This window comes from Ralstonia sp. NFACC01, from assembly GCF_900115545.1.
Taxonomy (GTDB): domain Bacteria; phylum Pseudomonadota; class Gammaproteobacteria; order Burkholderiales; family Burkholderiaceae; genus Ralstonia; species Ralstonia mojiangensis.
The window spans coordinates 1-20,951 of sequence record NZ_FOWV01000018.1 but is presented as its reverse complement, the minus strand read 5'-3'; the positions used below and the strand labels follow the sequence as shown (position 1 = coordinate 20,951).

General features: G+C 59.0%; 20 protein-coding genes and 1 pseudogene. 17 read left to right on the top strand and 4 right to left on the bottom strand.

Annotated features, from left to right (window positions below):
• Window positions 1–126, bottom strand: a 126-nt coding sequence (locus BM136_RS24640) for a LysR family transcriptional regulator (RefSeq protein WP_139219418.1), incomplete at its 3' end; no start/stop codon positions are given.
• A gap of 320 nt (window positions 127–446) precedes the next feature.
• Between BM136_RS24640 and BM136_RS25490 the strand changes: the two genes are divergently transcribed.
• The 6 genes from BM136_RS25490 (at window position 447) to BM136_RS25285 (ending at window position 7,650) form a co-directional block, all read left to right on the top strand.
• The gene (locus BM136_RS25490; protein WP_254775751.1) at window positions 447–863 is read left to right on the top strand and encodes an alpha/beta fold hydrolase; all 417 of its coding nucleotides are present in this window, start codon (window positions 447–449) and stop codon (window positions 861–863) included.
• Window positions 864–943: 80 nt separating this feature from the next.
• Window positions 944–1,906 carry an amidohydrolase family protein gene (locus BM136_RS24630; protein WP_092977023.1) on the top strand — a complete coding sequence of 321 codons (963 nt, stop codon included), beginning with the start codon at window positions 944–946 and terminating at the stop codon, window positions 1,904–1,906.
• A gap of 811 nt (window positions 1,907–2,717) precedes the next feature.
• The gene (locus tag BM136_RS24625; protein WP_092977020.1) at window positions 2,718–3,716 is read left to right on the top strand and encodes a porin; all 999 of its coding nucleotides are present in this window, start codon (window positions 2,718–2,720) and stop codon (window positions 3,714–3,716) included.
• A 295-nt stretch (window positions 3,717–4,011) separates the two neighbouring features.
• Complete coding sequence (locus tag BM136_RS24620) at window positions 4,012–5,991, top strand: glycoside hydrolase family 3 protein (protein WP_092977017.1); 1,980 nt, start codon at window positions 4,012–4,014, stop codon at window positions 5,989–5,991.
• 44 nt (window positions 5,992–6,035) lie between these two features.
• Entirely contained in the window at window positions 6,036–7,184 is a 1,149-nt protein-coding gene (locus BM136_RS24615; RefSeq protein ID WP_092977014.1) for an alpha/beta hydrolase, read from the top strand.
• A gap of 52 nt (window positions 7,185–7,236) precedes the next feature.
• Entirely contained in the window at window positions 7,237–7,650 is a 414-nt protein-coding gene (locus BM136_RS25285; protein ID WP_217649373.1) for a cupin domain-containing protein, read from the top strand.
• A gap of 100 nt (window positions 7,651–7,750) precedes the next feature.
• Here BM136_RS25285 and BM136_RS24605 read toward each other — a convergent pair whose 3' ends face one another.
• Window positions 7,751–9,142 (bottom strand): aminotransferase-like domain-containing protein, encoded by a 1,392-nt coding sequence (locus tag BM136_RS24605; protein ID WP_092977032.1) that lies wholly within the window; start codon window positions 9,140–9,142, stop codon window positions 7,751–7,753.
• Window positions 9,143–9,530: 388 nt separating this feature from the next.
• On the opposite strand from BM136_RS24605, the gene BM136_RS24600 reads away from it, so the two are divergent.
• From BM136_RS24600 to BM136_RS24550, 11 genes and pseudogenes are all read left to right on the top strand, one after another.
• The gene (locus BM136_RS24600; RefSeq protein WP_092977011.1) at window positions 9,531–10,109 is read left to right on the top strand and encodes an MSMEG_0567/Sll0786 family nitrogen starvation N-acetyltransferase; all 579 of its coding nucleotides are present in this window, start codon (window positions 9,531–9,533) and stop codon (window positions 10,107–10,109) included.
• A gap of 2 nt (window positions 10,110–10,111) precedes the next feature.
• Window positions 10,112–10,981 (top strand): Pnap_2097 family protein, encoded by an 870-nt coding sequence (locus BM136_RS24595; protein WP_254775750.1) that lies wholly within the window; start codon window positions 10,112–10,114, stop codon window positions 10,979–10,981.
• Between the two features lie 24 nt (window positions 10,982–11,005).
• Complete coding sequence (scpA, locus tag BM136_RS24590; protein ID WP_092977008.1) at window positions 11,006–13,078, top strand: methylmalonyl-CoA mutase; 2,073 nt, start codon at window positions 11,006–11,008, stop codon at window positions 13,076–13,078.
• 523 nt (window positions 13,079–13,601) lie between these two features.
• Window positions 13,602–14,084 (top strand): MSMEG_0572/Sll0783 family nitrogen starvation response protein, encoded by a 483-nt coding sequence (locus BM136_RS24585; protein WP_092977026.1) that lies wholly within the window; start codon window positions 13,602–13,604, stop codon window positions 14,082–14,084.
• A gap of 18 nt (window positions 14,085–14,102) precedes the next feature.
• Entirely contained in the window at window positions 14,103–15,119 is a 1,017-nt protein-coding gene (locus tag BM136_RS24580; protein WP_092977005.1) for a Nit6803 family nitrilase, read from the top strand.
• A complete protein-coding gene (locus tag BM136_RS24575; protein WP_175537219.1) occupies window positions 15,070–16,191 on the top strand; it encodes an MSMEG_0568 family radical SAM protein in 1,122 nt (373 codons plus the stop codon). The genes BM136_RS24580 and BM136_RS24575 overlap by 50 nt, the downstream gene beginning before the upstream one ends.
• Window positions 16,188–16,736, top strand: a complete 549-nt coding sequence (locus BM136_RS24570) for an MSMEG_0567/Sll0786 family nitrogen starvation N-acetyltransferase (RefSeq protein ID WP_092976999.1) — start codon at window positions 16,188–16,190, stop codon at window positions 16,734–16,736. The genes BM136_RS24575 and BM136_RS24570 overlap by 4 nt, the downstream gene beginning before the upstream one ends.
• Window positions 16,733–17,737, top strand: coding sequence for a sll0787 family AIR synthase-like protein (locus BM136_RS24565; RefSeq protein ID WP_092976996.1), 1,005 nt, complete (start codon window positions 16,733–16,735; stop codon window positions 17,735–17,737). Before BM136_RS24570 ends, BM136_RS24565 begins: the two co-directional genes overlap by 4 nt.
• Before the next feature lie 9 nt (window positions 17,738–17,746).
• Entirely contained in the window at window positions 17,747–18,055 is a 309-nt protein-coding gene (locus BM136_RS24560; protein ID WP_092976993.1) for an MSMEG_0570 family nitrogen starvation response protein, read from the top strand.
• Between the two features lie 51 nt (window positions 18,056–18,106).
• The gene (locus tag BM136_RS24555) at window positions 18,107–19,393 is read left to right on the top strand and encodes an MSMEG_0569 family flavin-dependent oxidoreductase (RefSeq protein ID WP_092976990.1); all 1,287 of its coding nucleotides are present in this window, start codon (window positions 18,107–18,109) and stop codon (window positions 19,391–19,393) included.
• Between the two features lie 283 nt (window positions 19,394–19,676).
• Window positions 19,677–19,814: pseudogene (locus tag BM136_RS24550) on the top strand (GMC oxidoreductase); the annotation flags it as partial.
• A gap of 259 nt (window positions 19,815–20,073) precedes the next feature.
• Here the strand turns inward: BM136_RS24550 and BM136_RS24545 are convergent.
• On the bottom strand, window positions 20,074–20,277 hold the full coding sequence (locus tag BM136_RS24545) for a hypothetical protein (RefSeq protein WP_139219416.1): 204 nt from the start codon (window positions 20,275–20,277) through the stop codon (window positions 20,074–20,076).
• Window positions 20,278–20,297: 20 nt separating this feature from the next.
• On the bottom strand, window positions 20,298–20,951 hold a 654-nt coding region (locus tag BM136_RS24540), incomplete at its 5' end, for a methyl-accepting chemotaxis protein (protein WP_254775748.1).

Sequence of the window (20,951 nt, the reverse complement as noted above, 5' to 3'; positions counted from 1 at the left end):
CTCGGCCTCCAGTTTTGCAATCTGCCGGCTCAGCGCCGGTTGCGCGATGTACAGCTCGGCGGCTGCACGGCTGAAACTGCCGGCACGCGCCACGCGAATGAAGCTCTTGAGTTCTCGGATGTCCATGCTTGCGTTGAGATATGCCGTGTCAGCATAGGTTTGTATGTTCACATGGTCTTTGTCAAGAAAAGACCGTCAATCTATGCTTTCCACAAATAACAAATCACCAAACGCGTAGCGGAGACGGCGTTCACGCCCCCCCAGCGACGACCGCCTTTCAAGTAAGACAAGTCCAGCACCCAGGTGCCGCCTGGTAGCGGCATAGCGCTGAATGACTGGACGCAGGAGACACCATGAAACATCTGAAGAAGCTGCATGTGCAGGTCTTGATTGGCCTGGCGTGTGCGGTCGTCCTCGGCATCGCTGCACCGCAGTGAGCCGTTGCCATGAAACCCATCGGGCAGGCGTGCATCGCGCTGCTGAAGATGATGCTGGCCCCGATCATCTTCTGCACGCTGGTGCAGGGTCTGGCGCATGTGCGCGACATGCGCACGCTGGGCCGCACGGGCGTGAAGTCGCTGGTGTACTTCGAGGTGGTCAGCACGGTGGCAATGGTGCTGGGCTTTGTGCTCGTTAACCTGTTCGTGCCCGGGGCGGCGCCGATCCTGGACCTGCCGGCCGAGCACGACGCAGTGGCGCCGCGCCGCTTCTCGCAGGTTCTGAAATCGATGCTGGGCAATCGCGTGACGGTGGTCGTGGTGCCGAACGCAGGCCATGCATTCGCGCCCGATCAGCCCAAGGCGATGGCTGATGCGATCGCAACGTTCGCCAAGCGCGTGTACGCGGAACCCGCCAAGCAGTAATCGGGATTGCCTGTCATATGGAGGCCGGTCGCGTGACTTGCCTCCACGATTAGTGTCAACGCCATTACATGGGGAGCTACATGGCGGATCAGACTCGTCGCACCATCCTCCGGGGCATCTCGGCTCTTGGAGTGGGCAGTTTGGGGCTGCGAAACGGCGCCAAGGCAGAGTCGCCAGGCGTATTTCCAAACTCCTCTGGCATTGATCGCCCGTCGCTCATCGCACCAGCATTGGCTTGCGATTCACACATCCATATCTACAGCCGCCGCTTTCCCATTCTGAATGAAGAGGCGTCGCTGCCGTTGAATGCGACGGTCGATGACTATCGACGTATGCAGCAGCGTCTGGGTACAACGCGAACTGTTGTAGTGCAGCCGGCCAACTATAAGACTGACAACCGGGTCACCCTCGACGCTATTGCCCAGTTGGGTGTCGAAAATGCGCGCGGCATTGCTGTCGTGACACCGGAGGTGACAGATCGTGAACTGCAACGCATGCATGACGGCGGAATCCGGGGAATTCGCTTCTCGTTATTTCAGCCAAAACATGCGTTAGCTCGAGTCGACATGATCGCGCCGCTGGCGCAGCGAGTGCATGCGCTCGGCTGGCATATTCAACTTCAGATGCGCGCGGATCTCATCGTCGAAAATGCGTCGCTACTGCAAAGTTTGCCTTGTCCCGTGGTATTCGATCACATGGCGCGCCTGCCGCATCCTGTGCTCGGCAGCGCGGCGCGCCAAGTCATTCTGAAGCTGTTGGATTCGGGCAAGGCTTGGGTCAAGGTTTCAGCGGCGTATTTGAATACCGCAGAGCCCGCCAAGAACTATCAAGACACCATACCGATCGCCACATCCCTCATCGAGGCTGCCCCGGAGCGGATGGTTTGGGGCAGTGACTGGCCGCACCCAACCGAAAGCAAGCATAAGCCGGATGATGCGACATTGTTCGATTTGCTCTCGCAGTGGGCTCCTGACGAAATGATCCGACATCGGATTCTTGTAGAGAACCCAGCGCGCCTCTATGGATTTTCGACTTCGCGGTGAGACCAGCACGGCCAACACACGGCTCTCGTGATTCATTTCCAAAGCGAAGCCCTTCGGCCAAGGAGATATGCCCGTATGTTATGGCTTTCTATAGTGATATGGTCTTTGTTGGAAATCTTGACTACATCTAAGCTTCTGCTGAACAAAAGCTAATAAAAGATCAGGAGACAACATGGTACGAAAAATCAAACTCGGCTTGTACTAGCCTTTATCGCGATATTGCGGGAACGCGTTGTCTTGTCATTGACGAGCAATTAGTTGTCTTTGCAATGCGCGTGTACCGCCCAGGCTGGCTATCACTCCACAAAGATTCACAGTCGATTTGCTCGGATAGCTTCGTCGATCCAAGCATCGGGGCGGCTTACCACACCATTTTTTCCGCGGGGCGGCGTCGTTAGCACGTACTGATTTTCGGCACTTGAATGAACGGGTCGTGCATCTTCGCGCGATCTCCATGGCGCGAACATACGAATGATTTCGCTGGTGCATGCGCTGCCCAGCCGTGGTGCCTCAGTGGGCGGCCGAACAACAAGCCACCAAAGCCGACGTTAGTGGGAATACCGGATGATCGATGGATTATTCGGATTGATCGCAGATTGATTGCGAGCCTTTCTCGCACTCATGGCATGAACGCTGCAAGATTGCTACGAGTGACCGTGTTTCCATATTGAACGGGGATGGGTGACGTGAATTAAAAATATGAGATATGGAGCGAAATGAACAGGCCGCCAATCAGAGGCGCCAGTATCAATCCACGATGAAATAGAGAGCTTACCTTTGGGGTGTTCAATTGGGGAAATTTTGGCTTGCAATGACAGCGCTGTCATTTCCGGCGGTAGCCGCAGCGCAATCGAACGTCGTACTGTTTGGCGTCGCGGATGCTTCCGTCCGCGTGGTCAACGGTGGAAATGGCACGGCATACAGCATTGGTAGCGGTGGGCTTGCCGCCAGTCGCTTCGGGATCCGGACGCAAGAGGATCTGGGCAATGGCATGGCAGCCGGTGCCTGGATGGAAGGAACCGTGAATTACAACGATGGGACAGGGAATAGCTCACGATTCTGGAATCGTCGTGCCACCGTCAGCTTACTCGGCCCTCTTGGTGAGGTTCGCCTCGGCCATGATCTAACGCCGGGTTATACCTCTTTTGGCGAGTTCGATACCTTTGGCGTGAGCGGTTTAGCTGATCAAGGAAAGTTCTATTCCACCGCTTTCGGTAGCGGCATTGAGGCCACCGGCCTGTGGGCGCGCGCTGACAACATGATCAGCTACTTCACTCCAAATAGCCTTGGAGGGTTCTACGCGAACCTTGCCACCGCATTCGGCGAGAACGTGGCCGCCAAGAAGTACAACGGTGGACGCATCGGTTATGCAAGTGGTCCGTTGAACGTCACGGCGGCCTACAGCGTATTTGACGGGTTGAAAGGAAACCTGAAGCGCTCAGCATTGGCGGCGTCCTACGACTTCGGCGTCGCCAGATTTTTGGCGTCGACCGTACGCAATCAGTACCTCTCGGCCGCGCGGCAGGTCACGCAAGTTGGGGTTGTCGTGCCTATTTCTCCAGCTGCGAGTGTGCGAGCCAACTACACGCGTGCGAGCGAATCCGGAGCGTTGAATGGTGCGTCGATTGACCCAAACCACGCGACCCAGATTGCAATGGGGTTCACGTACGATTTTTCAAAACGAACAACGTTATATGGCACGTTGGTTTATCTGGCCAACAAGGGCACGTCGGCGTTCAACTTCGGCACTTCCCAGCCGCCTGGAAGCCGTCTACGCGGCGGCGAGTTGGGCGTGAGTCATCGGTTTTGAGTGATGCATGCTGAGATCCCGTGCTCCATCGGGATCGTTGAGCCCTGCTTTTGGGGCAGGGTTCCTTTTTATTCCGCCTTTGTGCGATGAATGTCGCCCGGTATCCCGCCAGCCAAGTTTCCACCTGCGGTGAATACCCATGACGCCTGCCCGCGAACCCCAGTGCGTTCCGGGACAACGTCGCACTGAAACGATGCCAATGATGGATAAGACAACTGTTCCGGATCGAGCCGAGTATGTGAGCCTTTCCAGGTGGCGGGTCACGGTGAATGCGACTCCAAAGCACCTCCCCTCCATGCGCAAGTTTTACCAAGTCGCCTCTGCAGCTTCAATCGTCGCGTTTCTTGTCGGCTGCTCGGCATTTCAAGGGAGCAGCCCCCAGCAGGTGAGACTTGTAAGCAATCAAGTGCCTCTCATCGCTGTCGACGGTCTGCGGTTCAAAGATCTCAATCGCAGCGGGGGGCTCGACCCTTATGAAGATTGGCGCCTTCCGGCAGCCGTTCGTGCACAAGATCTCGTGAGCCGAATGACACTCGAAGAGAAGGCCGGCGCGATGATGCACGCCAATCCGCCCACGGTTGGCGCATCGGCTATTCCAGGAGCCGGCACTGCGTGGAGCATGGATCAGATCACGCAGTTCATCCTCACAAAGCACATCACAGCATTCCTTAACCGGCTCGATACCGACGTCGCGAGCATGGCAAGGCAGTACAACGAAGTGCAGGCCGTGGCTGAGCGCGACCGACTCGGCATTCCGGTGTCGCTCAGCTCTGACCCGCGTAGTCAATTTCGCTACGCCCAGGGGGTTAGCGTGCGCGCCGGCGCATTTACCCAATGGCCGGATCCAGCTGGCTTTGCCGCAGCTGGAGACGCTGAACTTGTACGCAAGTTTGCCGACAGCGTGCGTCAGGAGTATCTGGCCGTCGGCATCCGTACGGCGCTGTCGCCGCAAGCGGACCTGACAGTCAACCCCCGCTGGCACCGTGTCAACGGAACCTTCGGAACCGCGCCCCATGTTGCCGAAAAGATGGTGCGCGCCTATGTCGGCGGCATGCAAAACGGCGAACAAGGGCTTGGCCCAGGCAGCGTGATCTCCGTCGTCAAGCATTGGGTCGGCTATGGCGCGACTGGGGAAGAGGGATTCGATGCGCACAACTATTACGGACGGCACCTGAATCTGAGCGACGACACGATTGAGCAACATATCTTGCCGTTCACCGGAGCATTTGCCGCGCAGGTTGGTGGGGTGATGCCCTCTTACGGCCAACCGCCGAGTGGCCTTACCGTTCGCGGCAGCGATCGTCCGATTGAACCCGTAGGGGTAGGGTTCAATCGCCAGTTGCTCACCGACGTGCTGCGCGGGCGATTCAAGTTCGATGGCGTGATCTTGTCCGATTGGCAGATCACCGATGACTGCACCACGGTGTGTCGTGATGGCGCGCCGCCAGGCCATCAGTTCAACCCTACGGACATCGCCATGCCATGGGGCGTGGAAAACCTAAGCAAGCCCGCTCGATTTGCGAAGGCTGTCCAGGCGGGTGTCGACCAGTTTGGGGGAGCCAAAGAACCCGAGATCATCATCGACCTGGTGAAGAGCGGGCAGTTGAGTGAGGCCGCGTTGGATGCCGCCGTGAAACGCATCATGACGCAGAAATTTCTACTCGGTCTGTTTGAGAACCCATACGTTGATGCCGCGCAGGCGCCACGCATTGTCGGGAATGCAGCGTTCAAGGCGATGGCAATGGATGCGCAGCGCCGCTCCGTAGTACTGATCAAGAACAGCGGACACATGCTACCGCTTCAAGCAAGTCGCGGATCGCGGGTGTACCTCTACCGGGTGGATGCCGACTCGGTACGCAAGAGAGGCTTTCAGGTAGTGGAGAAGCCAGAGGAGGCAGATTTCGCCATCGTCGCCATGTCGACACCGTATGAGGTTCTGCATCCCAACTATTTTTTTGGCTCTCGCTACCGGGAAGGCAGCACGGGCTTTGCCGATGGCGATGCAGCGTTTGAAGAGTTCAAACGCGTCAGTGCGCGTTTGCCAACGATTGTCTCGTTTTACCTGGAGCGCCCGGCGGACCTGTCCCGAGTCGCTGACCATGCGGCAGCGATCGTCGGCAACTTCGGTGTTGGCTCGGAAGCGCTACTTGATGTGCTGACCGGGGTGTACGCCCCCAGTGCCCGACTGCCCTTTGACCTCCCCTGGACTCCTGACCCAGGGCCACTCGAACGCGATGCCATTGCCTACCGGTACGGCCAGGGATTGCGCTACTAAAGCCTGCCAAACACAACGTTTAATTTCTTCATGGAGAGGATCGGATGAAGTTCAAAACAGTATCGCTACTGGCTGCTGCTTGCTTATGTGGATGGTTGTCAGCCACCACGGCATCTGCCGCTACGTTCGGCCCTGAACAGTTTGTAGCCACCAATGTCGCGCGACACGCGTCGTTCTACGTCGGCGGCGAGTACGTCAACGAGGGCGACAAGGTTCTCATGTCGGGCCAGATGTACGTGCAAGCCTGGGCGCCAGCGAAAATCCGCCACAAGTACCCGCTTGTCTTGATCCATGGACTTGGGCAAACCGCAACCAATTGGATGGGAACCGCCGACGGTCGCAAAGGCTGGGCGGACTATTTTGTCGACAAAGGCTATGTGGTGTACATGGTCGATCAACCGAGCCGAGGCCGATCGCCGTGGCTACCGGAGCATGGCGGGAAGCTGCGTACGAGCGATCTGCAGCTGGTGCAACGGTTGTTCACTGCATCTGAGAACTACAAGGCATGGCCACAAGCCGTCAAGCATACGCAGTGGCCTGGTGACGGAGCCGATCGCGGGCAGCGAGGTGCTCCTTTGTTCGACGCGTTTTATGCCGGCATCGTGCCGTCCTTGGCAGACAACAAGACGAGCGAGTTGTTGGTACAGAACGCGGCATCTGCGCTTCTCGACAAGATCGGGCCCGCGGTGATCCTGGTCCATTCTCAGGCGGGCCTGTTTGGCTGGTCGATTGCAGACGCGCGCCCCGAGCTCGTCAAGGGAATCGTCGCCGTAGAGCCGTCAGGCCCGCCGTTTCAGAATGCCACGCAGGTGACTCGTGAGTTGCCGTGGGGATTGACGGATATCCCCCTGCACTACCAGCCTGCCGCTGACAACCCCGAGGCGCTCGAGATCGAGCAACAGACGCAGCCCGATGGTGAAGGCCTCGTGAAATGTTGGCGACAACGCGAGCCAGCGCGGAAGCTGGTCAATCTCCAACACATCCCTGTCCTGGTGGTAACCGCGGAGGCGTCATATCACGCGCCGTACGACCATTGCACCGCCGCATTCCTCACGCAGGCAGGTGTGCCGACAACATACTGGCGGTTAGAGGACCAAGGCATCCACGGAAACGGTCATCTGATGATGCAAGAGAAGAACAATCTTGAGATCGCCGATCGCTTGCATCGCTGGGTCGACGCCAATGTGAAGTAGTTCCCGGTTGGTGCATCCGCGCCAGCTTCCAATCGCCTTTTGGAGAATTATCGTGACGTGTCAACACTTCCCTGCCATCGTGAATCGGTTGTGGATTACCGGGCTGACCGCTTTGATCTGCAGCGGCGCTTACGCGCAAGTCTTGCCGACGGAGCGAGTCGGCGTAGCGGGCAAGGAACTCACCGCGATCAAGCTCCCCACCGACTTCAATGTCAGCAAAGGTCGGACTTTGAGAATGCGCGAGGTGACGATTGCGCCGGGGGGCACCCTGCCGATGCATAGCCATAGTGATCGCCCGTCGGTTTCATATGTGCTGAAGGGAACTTTGACGGAACATATCGAAGGTAGCACCGAGAGCAGGCAACTTGTGGCCGGGCAGGCTTATGCGAGCCAAGGTCCGAAAGGGCATGCGTTGCAGAATCCGGGAGATACGGCCGCAGTATTTCTTGAGGTGGATCTGCCGTGATTGCTGGGGGCTGATTACGGTGCCCGCGACGCGTGGCCTACGCCACGCGCCAATTCACTTTGGGTCGTCGTGGTGTATCTCAACCTCGACGCCAGCCACATCAAAGCAGCGCTGAATGCAGATGGTGCGGATCATCGAGCGTGTCGTTGATGATGCGTAGCGATTCCTCTACCTCGTCACGCTCACTTGGCCCGCCAAGGCATACGCGAATCGCATCTGGCGGGTTTCCATCGGTCGAGAACGCCGCGCTGGAGACCGCACCGATGCCACGTGAGCGCAGATGCAGGGCCAGTTCAGAAGGGCGCCATTCACTTTTGGGGGGTAGTCGAAGCCATAAGTGAAAGCCTTCCGGGTCGGCATCATAGTCGCGGCCGTTAAGCACGTCGCGCGCAATGATCTGTCGGGCGATATTCTCCTCACGGATGGCCTTGAGCATGGCGTCGACAGTACCGTTCTTGATCCAGGAGGTAGTAAGCAAGGTATTGACCGGACTTGCCATGACTGTGGTCGCACGCAACGCGCCGGCAAGCCGTTGCGCTTGGCGAGGCGTTGGCGCGTGGATGAAAGCGATCCGCAGGCCCGCTCCAAAGCACTTCGACATACCTGTGACGTAGTACGTCAACTCGGGCGCCAGCGCTGCGAATGTGTCCGGCGTTGATTGAGGGAGCATGCCGTACGCGTCGTCTTCGATAATTGGCACGCTGTAGCGCAACGCGATTTCGGCCAATTGCTCCCTGCGCGTTTGCGACACGGTCTTTGTGCTCGGGTTCTGAATGGTCGGGTTGCAGTACAGCGCTGCCGGCCGCTGTGTTTTGCATAACAGCTCAAACGCATAAGGCAGAGGACCATCTTCGTCACCGGACAATGCCTGCAGCCGGATATTGAACTGAGCCGCTATCGCCTTGACCCCCGGGTAAGCCAAGTTGTCGACACAGATGACCTGATCCGGGCCCGACAGTTGAGACAACAACGCGACCAGGGCGCTGTGTATGCCCGGTGTGATTAGCACAGTTTCCGCCTTGCTAGCCGGGACCAGCCTTCTAAGCCAAGCCGCAGCAATTGAGCGATCTGCTGGCGTGCCGCCGAAATCCTGGTAGCGCATTAGCGCGTAGGGGTCGCTTGCGGCAAGCGCACTGATCATCGACTCCCGCAGTAGCGCAGTCATGGACGGCGGCTCCGGGGGCATGTTCATCGTCATCTCGGCTGCGGTTCCGGCTCGCAAGGGAATTGATTGAGACCGCCCGCGAACGTACGTGCCGCTGCCTGTTTTAGTGTCGATCAGGCCGCGCTTGCGCGCTTCGCTGTATCCACGCGCGACGGTCGTGTAATTCAATTGCAGCGCCTCCGCCAGATCGCGTAGCGCAGGGAGTCGATCTCGGGCGCGGAGCTGACCGCTGCTCACAGCCTCTTCGATGAGGTCGGGTATCAGCAGATAAGCTGGCTTGGAGCTGCCAGCAATGCGCTTGATCCACTGATTTGTGAGGCCTGGCACATTCCCCTCCCGTGCGGAAATCTCGAATACGGCTACAGACGTTAGCACCACATTGATTGCTTTGAAAGCACGACGATGATCGTTTTTTGGTTTCCCAATGATGGTGCTGCCGGGGGCGACATGCACTCGTTATGGGCATGCTATGACCTGTTCTGGAAGTTGGGGAGTCTCTCGAGAAAGCCTTGTATGACGGGTATTCCTGGTCAATCCGGGTTCCTCAATAACGCGATGTGCGATTGCCTGCACGATCCATCCCGCGCGCCGTACTTGATCGCTAATTGATCGCATTTCCAGATGAAGTGATTGGTATGGGCGTTGCTCGTATGAGGCGCACGCCAAACCATCTCTATCGACGGCCCGGCGTGATCAAACGAGGGAGGCGCACACCATGAACCCGCGACAGGCAACGGCCCGGATCAATGAGGAGACGGTGGAGCGATGCGAAGCACTGACCTACTGGGTTCGGTGGGCAGAGCAGCCTTGGGAGATCGAGCAGGCTTATCGTCTGCGTGAGGCCGTGTTCTGCCAAGAACAAGGCATCTTTGATGGCGATGATCGCGATGCTCTAGACGATGCGGCGCAACTGATTGTTGCCGTGCGCAAGGATGCAGAGCCCGGCAATTGTGGAGAGGTGGTCATTGGCACTGTACGCATCCATGAAAGCGAGCCGGGAGTGTGGTTCGGCTCCCGTCTAGCCGTAGAGGCGGAGTCACGCCGGCATGGAAGGATCGGCGCGGCGCTGATCCGGCTAGCCGTTAGCAGCGCCCATGCACTGGGCTGCGAGCGTTTCCTTGCACACGTGCAGAGCCAGAACGTGCCGTTGTTCCGGCGTCTGCATTGGGCAGTTCTACAAGAGGAAACCCTGCTTGGTCGGCCACACCACCTGATGCAGGCGAATCTGCACTATTACCCGCCCTGCTATACCCCACGCGTCGGATTCGCCGTCGATAGGGAGGCATTGAGATGAGCATGGAAGTTTCTCAACGCATACACCGCGAGCCCGACAGACCTGCACGCACGCAGAAACAGTACGTGGCCGGCATGCCTGAACTTGCTTACACCGGCCTCTCGGAAAACTGGCTGCTCAAGACATGTGGTGATCGCCACTGGCAGAGTCTGGCCAATGAGGCCGGCTTGTCGGAGCCAGAGTTTCGTGATGCCGACGGAAACTCTGTCTATGCGGCGTTTACAGCGGTGAGTCTGCGCGGAACCGCACTTGAAGCGCTGGGTGAAAACGACAGGTTCTCGATCCAATCCACCCTGACGTCAAGCGGTGGCGCGCACTATTTCAGCACGCACGAACTCGAAAGCAGCACAGGATCGTATGCGCGCGTTTCGATGGCATCAACATTCATCCGTCGCCAACGCGAAGGCGATAACCGTACCGTAGTCAAAGCCATGCCGATTGCGGTGCCGGGTTCGCGAAGTGCCATATCGGTAGAGGCTCAAGAAATGGTAAAGCTGCGAAGGCGTTTCAGGGCTGGCAACTGGGGAGCGCATCTAGGGCTGGAACAGCTAAGCGGTCGAGCCCATCACGTCGCCGAGTTCCTGCCTTGCCCATACAACGATTTCAACGGTGCCCACCTGCTCTATTTCGCCAGCTTCCAGGCAATGGTGGACCGCGTCGAGTGGGGCTGGAAACGCATCAGCTCTCCACCCGTTGTCGCCGCCAGGGATCTCTTCTTCCACGGCAACGTCAACATCGGAGACGTTCTTGAGTTGAGCTTCTCTATCGCGCGACAGGATAGTGGCGGCCTATCGCATTGGTGTGAGATTCGCCGGTTAAGCGATGGAGAGAAAGTTGCGGACGTCATCACCGTGAAGCGATGGAGGTCATGATGCCTCTTAAAGGGGAGCGGTCCTGTGGATGAATGCAGCTTGCGACCGAAGGCGATATACACCGCCGCTGATCTGGCCGGCTTGAGCCATCTCGACAGCCTTCCGGGGCAGGCGCCGTTTATTCGGGGCCCGCATCATTCCATGTATGTGGGTCGACCCTGGACAATCCGCCAGTATGCCGGCTACGCAGATGCGGCCACCTCCAACTTGGCCTATCGCAGAGCGCTCGCGCAAGGCGCACAGGGACTATCGATCGCGTTTGATCTGCCGACGCACCGGGGCTACGACTCTGACCACCCGCTTGCGCAGGCAGATGTCGGCATGGCAGGTGTGGCCATCGACTCGGTCGAGGACATGAAGCGTTTGCTGGATGGGATTGCGCTTGATCGTATCTCGGTCTCAATGACGATGAGCGGTGCTGTGCTGCCGGTGCTGGCTGCATTCCTGGTCGCAGGCGAGGAAAGTGGTGTGCCGTTCGATCGCCTCAGCGGCACGATTCAGAACGATATTCTCAAGGAGTACATGGTCCGGAACGCATGGATCCATGCGCCGACGCCTTCCATGCGGATCGCCGGGGATGTGGTCGCTTGGCTATCCCGGCACGCACCGCGCTTTAACGGCATGTCGATCTCTGGATACCACTTCCAGGAGGCGGGCGCTGAGCCGGCCCTTGAACTGGCGCTGACGCTCGCCAATGGCGCAGCCTATGTACGAGAGATGTGTTCGCGAGGGTTGGATATCGATGCGTTCTGTGCACGACTGAGTTTCTTCTTCGGCGTGGGCAAGACATTCTTTATCGAGATTGCCAAGCTGCGGGCTGCGCGATTGCTGTGGCATGAAATCGTCTCGTCACTGGGGGGCACTGCCGCCCGGGCCACGATGCTCCGCATGCACTGCCAGACATCCGGCTGGTCTCTATCCGCACAACAGCCGGACAACAACATTGTCCGTACCACTGTGCAGGCCATGGCGGCGGTGTTCGGCGGCACGCAGTCCTTGCATACCAACGCTTACGACGAAGCGTTGGCGTTGCCCAGTGCCGACGCGGCAAGACTGGCGCGCGATACGCAACTGATTCTCCAGCATGAGATGGGGCTGTGCGACGTCGTCGATCCATGGGCGGGGTCGTACATGATGGAGTCCCTCACTGATTCGATGGCGAAGACAGTACGCGAGCTCATGCGCAATATCGAGAATCAGGGTGGCGTGTTGGCGGCACTGGAGAGCGGATGGATCGGTGAACGTATCCATCGGCAAGCTTTGAAGACGCAAGCTGATATCGATGCAGGTCGATTGCCCGTCGTCGGCATGAATTGTTTTTCGGAGCGCGCACAGGATGAACCAGTGTGCCTGGAGGTGGATGGCCGGCACGTCTGGAAATCCCAATGCGAGCGGCTCGAAAAGCTGCGAAAAAGGCGTGATGGCAAAGCTGTGGAATATGCGCTCGCTGCGTTGGCTGCAGGTGCGAACGATCCGCATGCGAATCTGCTGGCTTTGACGATCGATGCGATTCGCCATCGTGCCACCGTAGGCGAATGTGTCCAGGCGCTCGAGCGTACTTGGCCGCGCTACCACGCGATGCCGGCTTACTCCAGACAAGCGTATCGAGAGGGCCGAGATGGCTGTGAGGCATGGGCCGCGGCTTGCGCCGAAGTCTCCGAATTACGCCGGATCTTGGGGCGGGCGCCAAGGTTTTATCTCGGCAAGCTGGGGCAAGATGGCCATGACCGTGGCGCCAGGTCCGTTGCGGCAGCTCTTTCAGATGCCGGATTTGACGTGACTCTGGGGCCGTTGTTCGAGACGCCTGAGTCGATGGCGGCTCAGATTGCTCGCGGCAAATACGATGCCGTTGGCATTTCCACACTTGCGGGGGCCCATCTTGGGCTCATCCCAGCTTGTATTGCGCATCTTCGTCGCTGCGGTGTCGATATTCCTGTCGCTGTCGGCGGGGTCATTCCATTTGATCATCGACATCAACTGCTAGAGGCGGGGGCTGCAGCGGTATTTGGACCCGGCACCGCAATGGAGACAATTGCCTCCTTGCTGGCAGCCAAACTAACAGCACGAGCAAGAGGTTTTGCTTGTGCGACGGGCTGACGCAGCAGTCACGCGAACGATCCCACAGCGCATCGCGCAAGCTTTCCTGAGGCTGATGCGATGCTCCCTCCCCCTGCGCCGCGTGGCTGCTGACCTGCGCCTTGGCGACGCATCGCAGGTCACGTTTATCAAATCCCCAAACGGTTTGCCGGATCGGTTTTTCACCGTGTTGCATGCGGATGCCCGGTGAATCAGTTTGGCCACTCGATTGATCGCACGGGTGCGTCAAAAGTGATCGCCCAAATTGGCGCGCATCGCCTCGTTCTTGTGCATAAACACCGTTTCCGATGACCAATCGCGGTGCGCGATGTGCCCCCTCTCCCGGCCGTCCGCATCCGTGTTCTTCCGCACAGGCCACGACACATGATCGATTCATTGAGCCGATCAACGCTTTGATCGTTCATTGATCTCGAATTGATCGGATGGTGAGTGGCAACGGGTGGTATGGGCGTTGCACAACAGTCGATGTCGGCCCCGCGCCGATGAGTTGATTGACTGACTTAACCACTCAATGGAGCGCAGCATGCCTGCAGTGAATGCACCGGCCCACCAGAAGGGCGACTTCTTCGTCGACTACGAAGAGAAAGTATTTGAAGACGTAAAAGCCGAGCCGGGCGAGAAAGCGCTGGTGACGTTCCATACCGTTGCTTTCGAAGGCTCGATCGGCTTCGTCAACATGCTGCAAGCGACCCGCCTGCAGCGAAAGGGCTTCGAGACCTCAATCCTGTTGTACGGGCCTGGCGTGACGCTCGGTGTGCAGCGCGGCTTCCCCACGCTCGGCGACGAGGCTTTCCCGGGTCACCAGAACTTCAACAAGCAACTCACCAAGTTCATGGACGAGGGCGGAAAAGTCTATGCGTGCCGTTTTGCGTTGCAAGCGCTCTATGGGCATGGCGAACCGTCGCTTATCCCCGGCATTCGCCCGATCAATCCGCTCGATGTCCTCGATCTGAAGCTGCTGCATCGCAAGGACGACGCGCTGATCATCGACACCTGGACAGTCTAAGGATCGACGGGGATCACCATGTCACAGAAACGCATAGTGCGTGTGGCGGCCGCCCAGATCGCTCCGGATCTGGAAAATGCCGATGGCACGCTCGCGAAGGTATGCCGGACGATCGATGATGCCGCGCGTGAGGGCGTGCAGTTGATTGTCTTTCCCGAGACATTTGTGCCGTACTACCCGTACTTTTCGTTTGTGCGGCCCCCGGTGCAATCCGGCGCAGATCATCTGCGGCTGTATGAGCAGGCGGTGGTGGTCCCTGGGCCGGTAACGCATGCGATCGCCGAGCGCGCTCGCCAGCACGGCATGGTTGTAGTACTCGGTGTCAACGAACGCGATCACGGCAGCTTGTACAACACGCAGCTCATTTTTGACGCAGACGGTCGTTTGGCGGTTAAGCGTCGCAAGCTGACGCCCACGTTTCACGAACGCATGATCTGGGGCCAGGGCGATGCGTCTGGCTTGAAGGTGGCGGATACCGCAATCGGAAAGGTTGGGGCGCTTGCGTGCTGGGAGCACTACAACCCGCTCGCACGCTATGCGCTGATGACGCAGCACGAAGAGATCCACTGCAGCCAGTTTCCTGGCTCACTCGTGGGTCCGATCTTCGCCGATCAGATCGAGGTCACGATCCGCCATCACGCGCTGGAATCGGGCTGTTTCGTGGTGAACGCCACGGGTTGGCTGACGGATCAACAGATTGAGTCGATTACTACCGATCCCGCCCTTCAGAAAGCGCTGCGGGGAGGTTGCAACACCGCAATCATTTCGCCGGAAGGGCAGCATGTCGTTCCCCCGCTGCGCGAAGGCGAGGGCATCCTGATTGCCGACCTCGACATGGCGCTCATCACCAAGCGCAAGCGCATGATGGACTCGGTCGGACATTACGCGCGCCCCGAGCTACTCAGCCTTGCAATCAACGACCGGCCGGCAACGACTACGTCGCTCATGTCTGCCGTCAATCCACAACCCCTAGGAGCGTTGCGCCATGAACTCCAGCGAGACGACGTCGGCCTCGAGCCGGCACTTGATGACTGAACTCCAGTCAGCAGGCCTGCGGCTGGAAGACCCAAGCGCGGGCGCAGCAAGCCGCCGTGGCGGTGCCGGCCCCTCCGATCACAAGGCAGTCACCATTGATGGCGTGACGATCATGGTGCCGGTGCATACGTCAAGCGCTTGGAACTCGCCTTTTGTTGCCGGCGCGGCTGATACGCAGGGGATCAGCGTTCTGAAACGTGCCGCAATTCCAATTGCCAACATCAGTTTTCCGGCGCCGCCGCGGTTCTACGGTCTGCAGACGTTGGAGGGTGTTCCGTACTCGCACATCGCAACCTTGCACAGCAAGGACGTGCTCGCGACAACGGTCCTGCAAACCTGCATCCGGTATGAGAGCCGCCGCAAGACCTGCAAATTCTGTTCGATTGGCCAATCGCTGGCGGCAGGGCGCACCATCGCGCATAAGACGCCCGAACAACTGGCTGAGGTAGCTCGCGCCGCCGTACTGCTGGATGGCGTACGCCACATGGTGCTGACCACAGGAACGCCTCCGACGCCAGATCGTGGGGCCGGCATCCTTTGCGACAGTGCCTTCGCGATCAAGGCGGCCGTTGATCTGCCCATCCAGGCGCAATGCGAGCCGCCGGATGACGACCGCTGGTTCGCCCGCATGCGTGCCTCGGGTATCGACACGCTGGGAATGCATCTGGAGACGGTCACTCCGGAAGTGCGCGAGCGAGTGATGCCGGGCAAGGCGACCGTTCCCATCAGCCGCTACATGCAGGCATTTGAAGCCGCCGTCGCGGTATTCGGGCGCGGACAGGTGAGCACCTACATCCTTGCCGGCCTCGGTGATAGCCGTGAGGCAATTCTTGAAATCTCGGACAGGTTGATCTCGCTCGGGGTCTATCCGTTTGTGGTGCCGTTCGTGCCGATCTCTGGAACGCCTCTGGAAGATCATCCGCCTCCGGGCACGGAGTTCATGAAGTCGGTTCTGCAACCGCTGGGGGCGATGCTGAATCGTGCCGGCATGCGGTCGTCAGACATTCGTGCTGGCTGCGGGAAGTGCGGCGCCTGCTCCTCGCTTTCCGCCTATGAGGAGACTGCAGCGTGATCGACGATCTCTGTGTGGAGGTGCCTCAGATTTCCACTTGCCGGATACGCTTGGCGACATCCGCGCGCGAGATCGGCTTGGCACGACAGCTCCGACGCGAGGTGTTCTGTCGGGAGCAGCGAATCTTCCCATCCGATGACCATGACGAGATCGACGCGGTCGCACTCGTACTTGTCGCCGTGCTCGAGCCAGAGACTGGCCCGGCAGGACCGGTTGTTGGCACCGTACGGATTCACGAGTCAGAACCTGGCATTTGGCTCGGTTCCCGTCTTGCGGTAGACGCTGCGTACCGCAACCATCGCGGTATCGGGTCGACGTTGATCCGTCTGGCTGTAAGCACCGCGCATGGCAAAGGGTGCAAGCAATTCCTCGCGCACGTTCAACTTCAGAACGTGCCCATGTTCGAACGGTTGCACTGGACGACGATGGCGCGGGAGGATCGTTTCGATCATCCCCACCACCTGATGCAGGCGGACCTCACACATTACCCGCCATGCGTGACGCCAAGACTCGGGTATGTGACGGGTGTTTTGGAGGCGCGATGAATGTTCAGAAAATTGCGGCCGATCTGCGCGCCAGCCGCGGCTTTCGCCACAAGACCGATATCGTGGGTGTGTTGTCCGCGCTAAGGCGGGGGAGTTGCATTGCGGGCACGCCCCTGTCGGATGTCGCCGTCGGCGACGACTGTGCAGCCATTCCTGATGGGGACGGCCATCTACTCTTCGCTATTGAAGGGATGGTCAGTGACTTCATGCAAGCCATGCCCTGGTTTGCCGGCTATAGCGCGGTGATGGTCAACGTGAGCGACATCTATGCCATGGGCGGCCGCCCCGTCGCCGTTGTGGACGCGATCTGGAGCGACGGCATTGAAGCAGCCGCAGCTGTGCTCGACGGGATGCACGCCGCAGCACAGGCCTACGCCGTTCCTATTGTCGGTGGCCATAGCAATGCGCAAAGTGACCGTGCACAGTTGGCCGTTGCGATTGTCGGGCGCGCACGCAGGCTGTTGTCGAGTTTTGTCGCCAAGTCCGGGCAATGTTTGCTGATGGCTGTCGATTTGCGTGGCGCGTTTGTTGAGCCCTACCCCTATTGGAACGCATCGACCACGGCACCCGCTGAACGGCTCAGGGGCGATCTTGAAATCTTGCCGCAATTGGCGGAAGCCGGTCTTTGCGAGGCCGCGAAGGACATCAGCATGGCCGGGGCATTGGGAACGGCCCTCATGTTGCTCGAATGCTCTGGCACCGGCGCTCGCATCGATCTGACGTGCGTTCCGACGCCGCCTGGTGTTCCCATGTCGCGCTGGTTGTCGGCCTTTCCCAGTTACGGCTTTGTTCTTGCCGTGGACAAAGTCAACGTCGAGCAGGTGGTCTCGAAATTTCAGGACAGAAATATCGCTTGCGCCGAGATCGGCCGCATCGACGACACGCGGCGTGTCGCCATCCATGCCGGTTCCGACGAGGCACTGCTGTGGGACTTCACCGACCACGCATTCATCATGCCGCCCGATCCGCCAGTCGCAGGCAGCGCCGCCATTTCACAATAAGGACGCATCATGCCAGTGACCCATTTCCGACTGCAGTGGCCTGACGACAGCATTGCCGTCTGCTATTCGCCATCTTCCATCGTTCGAGATTACTTCACGGTCGGACAGGAATACCCCCTCGATGATTTCCTGACTCGCGCCAGACAGGCCTTGGGAACTGCATCGGATCGCGTGAAAGCGAAATATGGCTATTTCTGCTCGTCAGCCACAGATCAGCTTGCCGTCATTGAGGCGACGGCCGAGCGGTTTGGTGATCGGCCCGATGCAAAGGTTCGGTTTATCGATTTCGATGGTGGTTCCTCAATGCATAGCAAGTGACTGATCCAACGCGATCCCACCTCATCCTCATTCGTCATCAGGAGTACCAGCATGTCTAACAGTACCCTCAATGCGCCGCTGCGAGACGGCGGCGCACAGCACCACAGTGTCATCATCGTCGGCGGTGGACAAGCTGGCCTGTCCATGAGCTATTACCTTCAACAATATGGAATCGATCACCTCGTGATTGAAAAGCATGCTGTCACACATACTTGGCGATCGCAGCGCTGGGATGCATTCTGCCTAGTCACGCCCAATTGGCAATGTGCTCTACCAGGGCATCCGTACTCGGGGACCGAGCCGCACGGCTTCATGAAGCGCGATGAGATCATCGCCTATCTGGATGCATTCATCGCCAAGGTCCAAGCGCCAGTGCTGGAACATACCGAAGTCAAGCGCGTGGGACAGCGTGACAAGGGCGGGTATTTGGTCAGCACGTCACGTGGTGACTTCACTGCGGACCAAGTAGTGATTGCGTCTGGTGGCTACCATGCGCCGATCGTTCCGCGCATGGCGGAGCGCCTTCCCAATGACGTGTTGCAGGTTCATTCCGCCGACTATCGCAATCCGCAGAGCCTGCCAGAAGGCGGCGTGTTGGTGGTGGGTTCCGGCCAGTCCGGGGCGCAGATTGCTGAGGATCTGCATCTTGCTGGGCGCAAGGTGACGCTGGCTGTGGGTGAGGCCCCGCGCTGTGCACGCTTTTATCGGGGTCGCGATGTGGTCGACTGGCTTGCCGACATGGGCTATTACGATATGCCGGTTGAAGAGCATCCGTTGCGTGAGGGTGTGCGCGACAACACCAACCACTACGTAACGGGTCGCGATGGTGGTCGCGATATCGATCTGCGCAAGTTCGCCCTTGAGGGCATGGAGCTGTACGGCGTCCTTCAAGATTATCAGGATGGGCAACTGAGCTTTGCACCAGACTTGCAGTCGAACCTGGACAGTGCCGATGCCACATACAACCGCATCAACGAGAGCATTGACCGTTACATCGCAAAGGCGGGTATTGAGGCACCGGCGGCCGCTGCATACCAGCCCGTGTGGCAACCGCCTGCTGAGCGCACGACGCTGGATCTCGCTCAATCGGGAATTCGCACAATTCTCTGGTGTATCGGTTTCCGGCCGGACTTCAGTTGGCTCGATATTCCCGTTTTCAACGGCCGAGGTTACCCCGGTCATGTGCGAGGTGTAACGAAAATCGACGGGCTGTATTTCCTCGGGCTGCCGTGGCTGCATACCTGGGGGTCTGGCCGCTTTTCGGGGATTGCTCGCGATGCGGAACATCTAGCCACGCAGATTTGCACTAGTGCGAAGGCAGATGCGCTCGCTGCCTAACAATAAGTAGGTCGCCTGCCATGTCTCTGACCGGTGGTCCGGTGGCGCTGGGGCGGATGCGATCTTCTCATCGCGAACTGGACGATGAACAAAGCGCGGCGCGGAGGCCGGTGCGTCTTGATCGGCCAACGCAGCCGTTAAAGCTGAAGTCCGACTCCATTCAGTAACTCGACCGGCCATCCGAATCCACCTTCGCATTCAGATTTGAACCGCCCTGTGGCGAGTGCCTCTCTCCTATCAGGCGCCGGGACTCGAGCATATGTATGTGCGGCGCCCACTCGCCTTGAGTGTTGTGGATGCGTCTGTTATGCCGACTCTTGTTCCGGCCAACCCGAATGTGCCGATCATGATGATGGCCGCAAAGGCAGCTGCGATGTGGCAAGGTATCGAGGTAGCTGCTGGTTTGTCGGCAGTTGCGTAAACGCACGCTGGATTCCACTGCCCGTTCTTGGCGACGGCGCGGGCCGGTGTTGGCGACGTGCCAAGCAGTCAAGGTCAGCGATCTCGGCGCAATAGCGGCGGCGGGAAATGTGCACTCCGGACGTCGAGGCCCGGCTGGGCGATAAAAAGCGTGGCCAACTAGGCGCCATGCGGGTGGCCAGACTTTGTGTCTCTCGTTTGTCTGTCGATGAGTCCCCTCGGTACAGACTTTTCTTCTCGCCAAGATGGAAGCGGCTCAATCAAATCAACGCCTTACAGGCGATTTTGGTACAGCCTTTTTTGTCTGCCGTTAAAAATACGATGCCGTCAAAGCGCGATCCTTCCGCGCAAGGTGAAATCTGTTTGAAGCAATTTGGGAAATTGCGGTCAGCCTTCTTGGCCATATCGAACCGGCACTTGGAATCGAGCCCGACCGCGAATACCGACGCCGCACCGATCAGCATGCAGTACGCCGCCCCCCTGCTCATTGACGTGAGAGTCGGAACATCCCTACCGCTTCGTTGAGGCTATGGGCCTGTTCCTCCAGCGACTCCGCAGCGGCCGCCGCCTGCTCCACCAGCGCGGCGTTCTGCTGCGTCACCTGGTCCATCTGATTGACGGCCTGGTTGACCTGCTCGATGCCGCTGCTCTGCTCTTCCGACGCCGACGAAATCTCGCCCATGATGTCGGTCACGCGCTTCACCGCATCGACGATCTCCGCCATCGTCACGCCGGCCTGATCCACCAGCGCCGTGCCGTTGCTCACACGATCCACCGAGTCGTGAATCAGCGCCTTGATTTCCTTCGCCGCGCCCGCCGAGCGCTGCGCCAAGCTGCGCACTTCGCTGGCCACCACCGCAAAGCCACGGCCTTGTTCGCCGGCACGCGCGGCTTCCACCGCAGCGTTCAGCGCCAGGATGTTGGTCTGGAATGCAATGCTTTCGATCACGCCGATGATGTCGGCAATCTTCTTGCTGCTTTCGTTGATGCCGCCCATGGTCTGCACGACCTGGCCGACCACGTTGCCGCCGCGCGTGGCAACGTCCGACGCCGTCACGGCAAGCTGGCTGGCCTGACGCGCGTTGTCGGCGTTCTGCTTCACGATGCTCGTGAGCTCTTCCATGCTCGACGCCGTTTC

Bases quoted from the DNA above. Each gene is read 5' to 3' on its own strand.
- BM136_RS24585 (WP_092977026.1), top strand. From the start codon at position 13,602: ATGCCTGCAGTGAATGCACCGGCCCACCAGAAGGGCGACTTCTTCGTC.
- BM136_RS24595 (WP_254775750.1), top strand. From the start codon at position 10,112: ATGGAAGTTTCTCAACGCATACACCGCGAGCCCGACAGACCTGCACGC.
- BM136_RS25490 (WP_254775751.1), top strand. From the start codon at position 447: ATGAAACCCATCGGGCAGGCGTGCATCGCGCTGCTGAAGATGATGCTG.
- BM136_RS24555 (WP_092976990.1), top strand. From the start codon at position 18,107: ATGTCTAACAGTACCCTCAATGCGCCGCTGCGAGACGGCGGCGCACAG.
- BM136_RS24615 (WP_092977014.1), top strand. From the start codon at position 6,036: ATGAAGTTCAAAACAGTATCGCTACTGGCTGCTGCTTGCTTATGTGGA.
- BM136_RS24580 (WP_092977005.1), top strand. From the start codon at position 14,103: ATGTCACAGAAACGCATAGTGCGTGTGGCGGCCGCCCAGATCGCTCCG.
- BM136_RS24575 (WP_175537219.1), top strand. From the start codon at position 15,070: ATGAACTCCAGCGAGACGACGTCGGCCTCGAGCCGGCACTTGATGACT.
- BM136_RS24560 (WP_092976993.1), top strand. From the start codon at position 17,747: ATGCCAGTGACCCATTTCCGACTGCAGTGGCCTGACGACAGCATTGCC.
- BM136_RS24565 (WP_092976996.1), top strand. From the start codon at position 16,733: ATGAATGTTCAGAAAATTGCGGCCGATCTGCGCGCCAGCCGCGGCTTT.
- BM136_RS24600 (WP_092977011.1), top strand. From the start codon at position 9,531: ATGAACCCGCGACAGGCAACGGCCCGGATCAATGAGGAGACGGTGGAG.
- BM136_RS24630 (WP_092977023.1), top strand. From the start codon at position 944: ATGGCGGATCAGACTCGTCGCACCATCCTCCGGGGCATCTCGGCTCTT.
- BM136_RS24620 (WP_092977017.1), top strand. From the start codon at position 4,012: ATGCGCAAGTTTTACCAAGTCGCCTCTGCAGCTTCAATCGTCGCGTTT.
- BM136_RS24545 (WP_139219416.1), bottom strand. From the start codon at position 20,277: ATGCTGATCGGTGCGGCGTCGGTATTCGCGGTCGGGCTCGATTCCAAG.
- BM136_RS24625 (WP_092977020.1), top strand. From the start codon at position 2,718: ATGACAGCGCTGTCATTTCCGGCGGTAGCCGCAGCGCAATCGAACGTC.